Annotated in this window: 2 protein-coding genes; both read left to right on the top strand. The window is 65.7% G+C overall.

The annotated features are described in order from the left end of the window. Positions 1 to 607 (top strand): SDR family NAD(P)-dependent oxidoreductase (locus ACIPIA_RS16125; RefSeq protein WP_400510986.1); only part of this gene is annotated, 607 nt, incomplete at its 5' end. Positions 608 to 617: 10 nt separating this feature from the next. Next, a partial coding sequence (locus ACIPIA_RS16120) for a polysaccharide deacetylase family protein (protein ID WP_400510985.1) occupies positions 618 to 1,489 on the top strand: 872 nt, incomplete at its 3' end.

Below are 1,489 nucleotides of genomic sequence, written 5' to 3'. Positions count from 1 at the left end.
GGCCGCCGATCTCACAGACGAGGCCTCGATCAAGGCGCTGACCGACGAGATCGGAAGGCGCTGGGGCGCCGTCGACATCCTCGTCAACAATGCCGGGATCTATCCCAGCGCCTTCCTGCTCGATACGCCCACCGAAGATTTCGACCGCATCTTCTCGATCAACCTGCGCGCCCCCTTCATCCTGAGCCGCGAGTTGGCGACGCAGATGGTGCGCCAGGGCGTCAAGGGCTCGATCATCAACATCTCCTCGGGCGCTTCGCGCAAGATGCGGCGCACGGCGACCGTGTACTCGACCTCGAAGACTGCGCTTGATCGCCTGACCAAGGGCTTTGCCGTCGAGCTCGCCGAATACGGCATCCGCTCGAACGCGCTCGAACCCGGCTTCGCGGCCGGCAGCACGGTCAGCAATCTCTCCGAGGCGCATATCCGCAACACGGTTTCGCAGATCCCGCTCGGCCGCCCGTCTTCGCGGGAGGATGTCGGCAATGCGCTGCTCTATCTTGCCAGCGACGCGTCCGCCTATGTCACCGGGGCGACGCTGACGGTCGATGGCGGCAACTCGGCCGGGACGCTCGCGGTCCATCAGGACAAGAAGAGCGCGCTATGAGGGCCGCATCATGAACCCGGATAGCCTTCCTCCGGCCAGCTTCCCCGTCTCGGCCTATGAATGGCCGCAGGGCAGGAGCAGCGCCTTCTGCTTCACCGTCGATGTCGATGCCGAGAGCCCCTATCAATGGAGCCTAGCGACGGATGCGCCGCAGACGCTCGGCCAGATCGAGCAGCGCCTGTTCGGGCCGCGCATCGGGATATGGCGGATTCTCGACCTGCTCGACCGCTACGGCATCAAGGCGACGATGTTCGTGCCGGGCCTGGTGGCGAAGAACCATCCCGAGCTGCTGCCGGCCTTCGTCGCGCGCGGCCATGAAGTGGGCCTGCACGGCTATTTCCACGAGCTCGCCACCGAGGCGGGGCCGGAAGAGTTCGCACGCGCGCTCGATGAATCGCTGGCCTTGTTCAAGAGCCAGGCCGGCATCGTCCCGACCGGCTTCCGCTCGCCGGCCTGGGAGATGACGCCCTTCATGCTGGCCGAGATCAAGCGCCGCGGCCTCTACGATTCCTCGCTGATGGGGTTCGATCACCCCTACACCATCGATGGCGTGACGCAGGTGCCCGTGCTCTGGGCTGTCGACGATGCCATCTATTTCCGCTTCACCGGCAGCCCGACCGACCGCGCTCCGCCTTCGCCGCAGGGCGGTATCCTCGATGCCTGGCTCGACGAATGGCATGTGCTTCATCGCGAGGGCCGGATGATGATGCTGACGATCCATGACTGGATTTCGGGCCGCGCCGGCCGCATCCGCATGCTGGAAAAGCTCCTCGATGTCGTGACCACCTCGCCCGGAACCTGGATCGCGACCGTCGGCGAGCTTGCGGCACATCACGCCGCAAGCGCCAATGCCGAGCGCTTCGCCGTACCGCTTCGCTTGCC

Origin of the sequence: Allobosea sp. CER48, assembly GCF_044752385.1 — a bacterium.
GTDB lineage: Bacteria > Pseudomonadota > Alphaproteobacteria > Rhizobiales > Beijerinckiaceae > Allobosea.
This window is presented reverse-complemented; position numbering and strand designations above follow the sequence as displayed.